5 protein-coding genes and 1 pseudogene are annotated in these 4,684 nt (G+C 60.4%); all 6 read right to left on the bottom strand.

What is annotated here, in order from left to right:
• On the bottom strand, positions 1 to 1,073 hold a 1,073-nt coding region (gene hisD, locus B3V69_RS16830; RefSeq protein ID WP_296448156.1), incomplete at its 3' end, for a histidinol dehydrogenase.
• Between the two features lie 28 nt (positions 1,074 to 1,101).
• A complete protein-coding gene (gene hisG / locus B3V69_RS16825; protein WP_296448155.1) occupies positions 1,102 to 1,740 on the bottom strand; it encodes an ATP phosphoribosyltransferase in 639 nt (212 codons plus the stop codon).
• Complete coding sequence (gene murA / locus B3V69_RS16820) at positions 1,737 to 3,002, bottom strand: UDP-N-acetylglucosamine 1-carboxyvinyltransferase (protein ID WP_296448154.1); 1,266 nt, start codon at positions 3,000 to 3,002, stop codon at positions 1,737 to 1,739. Before murA ends, hisG begins: the two co-directional genes overlap by 4 nt.
• Before the next feature lie 89 nt (positions 3,003 to 3,091).
• Complete coding sequence (locus tag B3V69_RS16815) at positions 3,092 to 3,334, bottom strand: BolA family protein (RefSeq protein WP_296448153.1); 243 nt, start codon at positions 3,332 to 3,334, stop codon at positions 3,092 to 3,094.
• A 29-nt stretch (positions 3,335 to 3,363) separates the two neighbouring features.
• On the bottom strand, positions 3,364 to 4,119 hold the full coding sequence (locus B3V69_RS16810; protein ID WP_296448152.1) for an ABC transporter permease: 756 nt from the start codon (positions 4,117 to 4,119) through the stop codon (positions 3,364 to 3,366).
• Positions 4,116 to 4,684 (bottom strand): annotated as a pseudogene (locus tag B3V69_RS16805) (AAA family ATPase); the annotation flags it as partial. The pseudogene B3V69_RS16805 and the gene B3V69_RS16810, both read right to left, overlap by 4 nt.

The raw sequence follows: 4,684 nt of genomic DNA, 5'->3' as shown, positions 1-4,684 counted from the left end.
ATGGCGCCCGCGTGCTTGAGCAGTGGCTCCCAGCGCTGCGGGTCGCGGCTGCTGACCTCCAGGTGTTCGGGCGCTATTGCATTGCTGATTTCGCAGGCTTCTTCCATGCTGCGCGTATGAATCAAGGCGCCGCGGCCATTGAGCGACTTGGCGATGATCTCGGCACGCGGCATCTCATTGAGCAAGCGCTTGATGGCTGCCTGCACCTGGTCGATGTAAGCGGCGTCAGGGCACAGCAAAATACTCTGCGCCAGCTCGTCGTGCTCGGCCTGGCTGAACAAGTCCATCGCCACCCAGTCGGGCGGCGTGCTGCCGTCCGCCAGCACCAAAATCTCGCTCGGTCCGGCAATCATGTCAATGCCGACCGTGCCAAAGACACGGCGCTTGGCCGCTGCCACATAGGCGTTGCCGGGGCCGGTGATTTTGTCAACCTTGGGAATGGTCTGCGTACCGTAGGCCAACGCCGCCACCGCCTGCGCACCACCGACGGTGAAGGCGCGGCTGACGCCCGCCACATAGGCGGCCGCCAGCACCAGCGGGTTCTTCTCGCCTTTGGGCGTGGGCACCACCATGATGATTTCAGCGACACCCGCCACATGAGCCGGGATGGCGTTCATCAGCACCGAGGACGGGTAGGCCGCTTTGCCGCCGGGCACATAAATACCGACGCGGTCCAGCGGCGTGACCTTTTGACCCAAGAGCGTGCCGTCTTCGTCGCGGTAGCTCCAGCTCTCGCCGCAGGCTTTTTTCTGCGCTTCGTGGTAGCTGCGCACACGCTGCGCGGCGGCTTGCAGGGCCTCGCGCTGGGCCGCAGGAATCGCCTCGAACGCGGCCTTGAGTTCGACTTGCGTGAGTTCCAGCTCGGCCATCGTTGAGACATGCACGCCATCAAAACGCCGGGTGTAGTCCAGCACCGCCGCATCGCCGCGCTGCTGCACGTCAGCCAGAATATCCGCCACCCGCGCCTCGATTTCTGCATCGGCCTCGGCCGACCAATGCAGGCGCGCCTTGAAATCAGCATCAAATGTGCTGCTGGCGGTTGATAGACGGGCGGGGGCAGCTACAAAAGTCATAGCAATAATGGAAGATGAATGATTTGAGTTACTTGGCAATGGCGGATGCAAAGGCATCAATGATTTTGCGAATCGGCGCCTGCTTGAGTTTGAGCGCCGCCTGATTGACCACCAGCCGCGAGCTGATGTCCATGATGTGTTCGACCTCGACCAGATGGTTGGCCTTGAGCGTGTTGCCGGTGGAGACCAGGTCGACAATCGCATCGGCCAAGCCCACCAGCGGGGCCAGCTCCATGCTGCCGTAAAGCTTGATCAAGTCCACATGCACGCCTTTGGTGGCGAAAAATTCGCGCGCAATCGCCACGTATTTGGTGGCAACCTTCAGGCGTGAACCCTGCTTCACCGCCGACGCGTAGTCAAAATCAGCGCGCACCGCCACACTGATGCGGCACTTGGCAATTTGCAGGTCCAGCGGCTGGTACAGGCCGTCGCTGCCATGCTCCAGCAGCGTGTCTTTACCGGTAATGCCCATATCGGCGCCGCCGTATTGCACGTAGGTCGGCACGTCGGTGGCGCGCACCACCAACACACGCACATCGGGCTGGTTGGTGGTGAGAATGAGTTTGCGCGATTTTTCGGGGTCTTCCAGCACCTCGATGCCAGCGGCGCGCAGCAGCGGCAGGGTTTCTTCGAAGATGCGACCTTTGGAGAGCGCGAGCGTAATCATCTGATCCTTTCAATATCGGCACCCAGACCCCGCAGCTTGGCTTCCATCTGGTCATAGCCGCGGTCCAGGTGGTAGATGCGATCCACCACGGTTTCACCTTCGGCCACCAGGCCGGCAATGACCAAACTGGCGGAAGCGCGCAGATCGGTCGCCATCACCGTCGCGCCCGAGAGTTTTTCCACCCCTTCGACCACCGCCACCTTGCCATCAATCTGGATGTTGGCACCGAGCCGAACCATCTCGTTGACGTGCATGAAACGGTTCTCGAAAATGGTCTCTGTCACCTTGGTAGTGCCATGCGAGATGGCATTGAGCGCCATGAATTGCGCCTGCATGTCGGTCGGAAAGCCCGGGTACTCGGTGGTGCGAAAACTCTGCGCCTTGAGCCGACCTTGAGACTGAACGCGAATACCGCCTTCAACCGCCGTGACCGTGGCCCCCGCATCGCGCAGTTTTTCCACCACGGCTTCGAGGTGCTCCGCCCGGCCATGCCGCAGCAGCACATCGCCGCCGCTGGCCGCCACCGCGCACAAAAAGGTGCCGGTCTCGATCCGGTCCGCCACCACCTGGTGCGCACAGCCATGAAGTTTCTCAACCCCCTGGATGCGTATCCGGCTGCTGCCGTGTCCTTCAATCTTCGCGCCCATCTTGATCAGCATTTCTGCCAAATCGGGGATCTCGGGCTCCTGTGCCGCATTCTCCAGAATGGTCTCGCCCTCGGCCAGACTGGCGGCCATCAGAAAGTTTTCGGTCCCGGTGACGGTCACCATGTCGGTGGTAATCCGCGCGCCCTTCAGGCGCGTCCGGCCCTTGGGCAATTTGGCGATCATGTAACCGTGCTCGACCACGATCTCGGCGCCCATGGCCGTCAGACCCTTGATGTGCTGGTCCACCGGACGTGAACCAATGGCACAACCGCCCGGCAAGGACACCGTGGCCTCGCCAAAGCGCGCCAGCAACGGGCCCAGCGCCAACACCGAAGCGCGCATGGTCTTGACCAGCTCATAGGGCGCCTCAGGGGAGCTGAGCGAGCCGGCGTTCACCGTGACACGGCCGTCGTCGCGGCGCTCAATGCCGACCCCCATATTGCGAATCAGCTTGAGCATGGTGGCCACATCCTGCAAGCGCGGAACGTTGCTAAGCGTGACCGGCTCCGCCGTCAGCAGACAGGCGCACAACTCCGGCAGGGCCGCGTTCTTGGCACCGGAAATGTCAACCTCGCCATGCAGCTGTCGGCCACCGCGAATCATTAATTTGTCCATAAGATCAGTTCAGCAAAATCGGACGCACGAGCGTGTGAGGTCGTTTGGTCCTGCCCTCATGGGGCTATCGCAACTCAGTCGTTTGACCATCATTTCGGCAATGCAGCCCACTCGGCCGGCGTGAAAGTCTTCATCGACAGCGCATGCACCTCATCGTTTTGCATTTTCGCCCCCAACGTGGCGTACACCCGCTGGTGGCGCTGAATGGCGCGTTTGCCGTCAAATTCAGGCGACACGATGGTGGCGAACCAATGGCGACCATCGCCCTCCAGCTCGATGTGCTCGCACACCAAGCCCGCCGCAATCATGTTTTTGATCTGGTCTGCAGTCATGTCAACAATCCAATAGATAAGAAAACGCTTCAACCCCGAATTTTGTAGCCGCTACGCAGCAAATACACCGCAATCCAGCTCACCAGCGCCAGTGCACCGCCCACAACCCCCAGGCTGAGCCAGGGCGAAACGTCGCTCACACCAAAAAACCCGTAGCGAAAACCATCAATCATGTAGAAAAACGGGTTCAGGTGGCTCACGGTCTGCCAGAACGGAGGCAGTGAATGGATGGAGTAAAACACGCCACTCAAAAAGGTCATAGGCATGACGACAAAATTCTGAAAGGCGGCCAGTTGATCAAATTTTTCGGCCCACAAACCCGCAATCAAGCCCAGGGTTCCCATCAAGGCAGCGCCCATCACGGCAAACATCACGATCCACAGTGGCGCCACCAAACTGACATCGGTAAACAGGGCGGAAAATGCAAACACGCCCACGCCAACGACCAGGCCCCGAATGACGGAGGCGCCCACGTAGGCCACAAACCAGTTCATGTAGGAGAGCGGCGTGAGCAGCAAAAATACGAGGTTGCCCATCACTTTGCTCATGATCAAGGACGACGAGCTGTTGGCAAATGCATTCTGCAGCAGACTCATCATCGCCAGACCCGGCACCAAGAATGCGGTATAGCTGATCTTGTCGTAGACCTTGACGTGCGACTCCAGCGCATGGCCAAAGATCAGCAGGTACAGCATGGCGGTCAGCACCGGACCGGCCACGGTCTGGAAGGCCACCTTCCAGAAACGCAGCACTTCTTTATAAAGGAGGGTTTGCCAGCCGGTCATAGAATTGCCCCCGCGCTGGTCGCTTCGGCTACTGCGCTGCCCCCCAAGGGCGCGGGCTCGTCTTGGGGCCCGGCGCTGAACGGTTCAGCGGCCGGCTCATGGTTTTTATTCATCACGGCCAGAAAAACATCTTCCAGATCGGCCTTGCGTATCTCCACATCGTGCGCCACCAGGCCGGCCTCACGCACGGCGGCGAGGTATTGCTCTATCTCCAGGGCGTCATGCGCCGGGAACTGAACAATGCGCCCTGTAATGCGCGCCTGGTCCGCCAGCACCTTGGGCAGTTCGCTGTCAACTTTGAAGCGCAGCACGTTGCTCGAGGCAGTCTTGAGCAACTCGCTGGTTCGGTCCAGGGCGACAATCCGCCCCGCCTTCAGCATGGCAATGCGCCCACACAGTGCTTCGGCTTCCTCAAGGTAGTGGGTCGTCAGCAAGACCGTGCTGCCCTGCTTGTTGAGCCTGGCAATGAATTGCCACAGCGTCTGGCGCAATTCCACGTCAACACCGGCGGTGGGTTCATCCAGCACGATCACCGGTGGTTTGTGCACCAGCGCCTGCGCCACCA

This window comes from Rhodoferax sp. UBA5149 (genome assembly GCF_002413825.1).
Taxonomy (GTDB): domain Bacteria; phylum Pseudomonadota; class Gammaproteobacteria; order Burkholderiales; family Burkholderiaceae_C; genus Rhodoferax.
Note: the sequence above shows the minus strand (reverse complement) of the source record. Positions and strands in the feature narration are given on the sequence as shown.

Coding starts and splice junctions, on each gene's coding strand:
- B3V69_RS16815 (WP_296448153.1), bottom strand. CDS start 3,334: ATGACTGCAGACCAGATCAAAAACATGATTGCGGCGGGCTTGGTGTGC.
- hisG (WP_296448155.1), bottom strand. CDS start 1,740: ATGATTACGCTCGCGCTCTCCAAAGGTCGCATCTTCGAAGAAACCCTG.
- B3V69_RS16810 (WP_296448152.1), bottom strand. CDS start 4,119: ATGACCGGCTGGCAAACCCTCCTTTATAAAGAAGTGCTGCGTTTCTGG.
- murA (WP_296448154.1), bottom strand. CDS start 3,002: ATGGACAAATTAATGATTCGCGGTGGCCGACAGCTGCATGGCGAGGTT.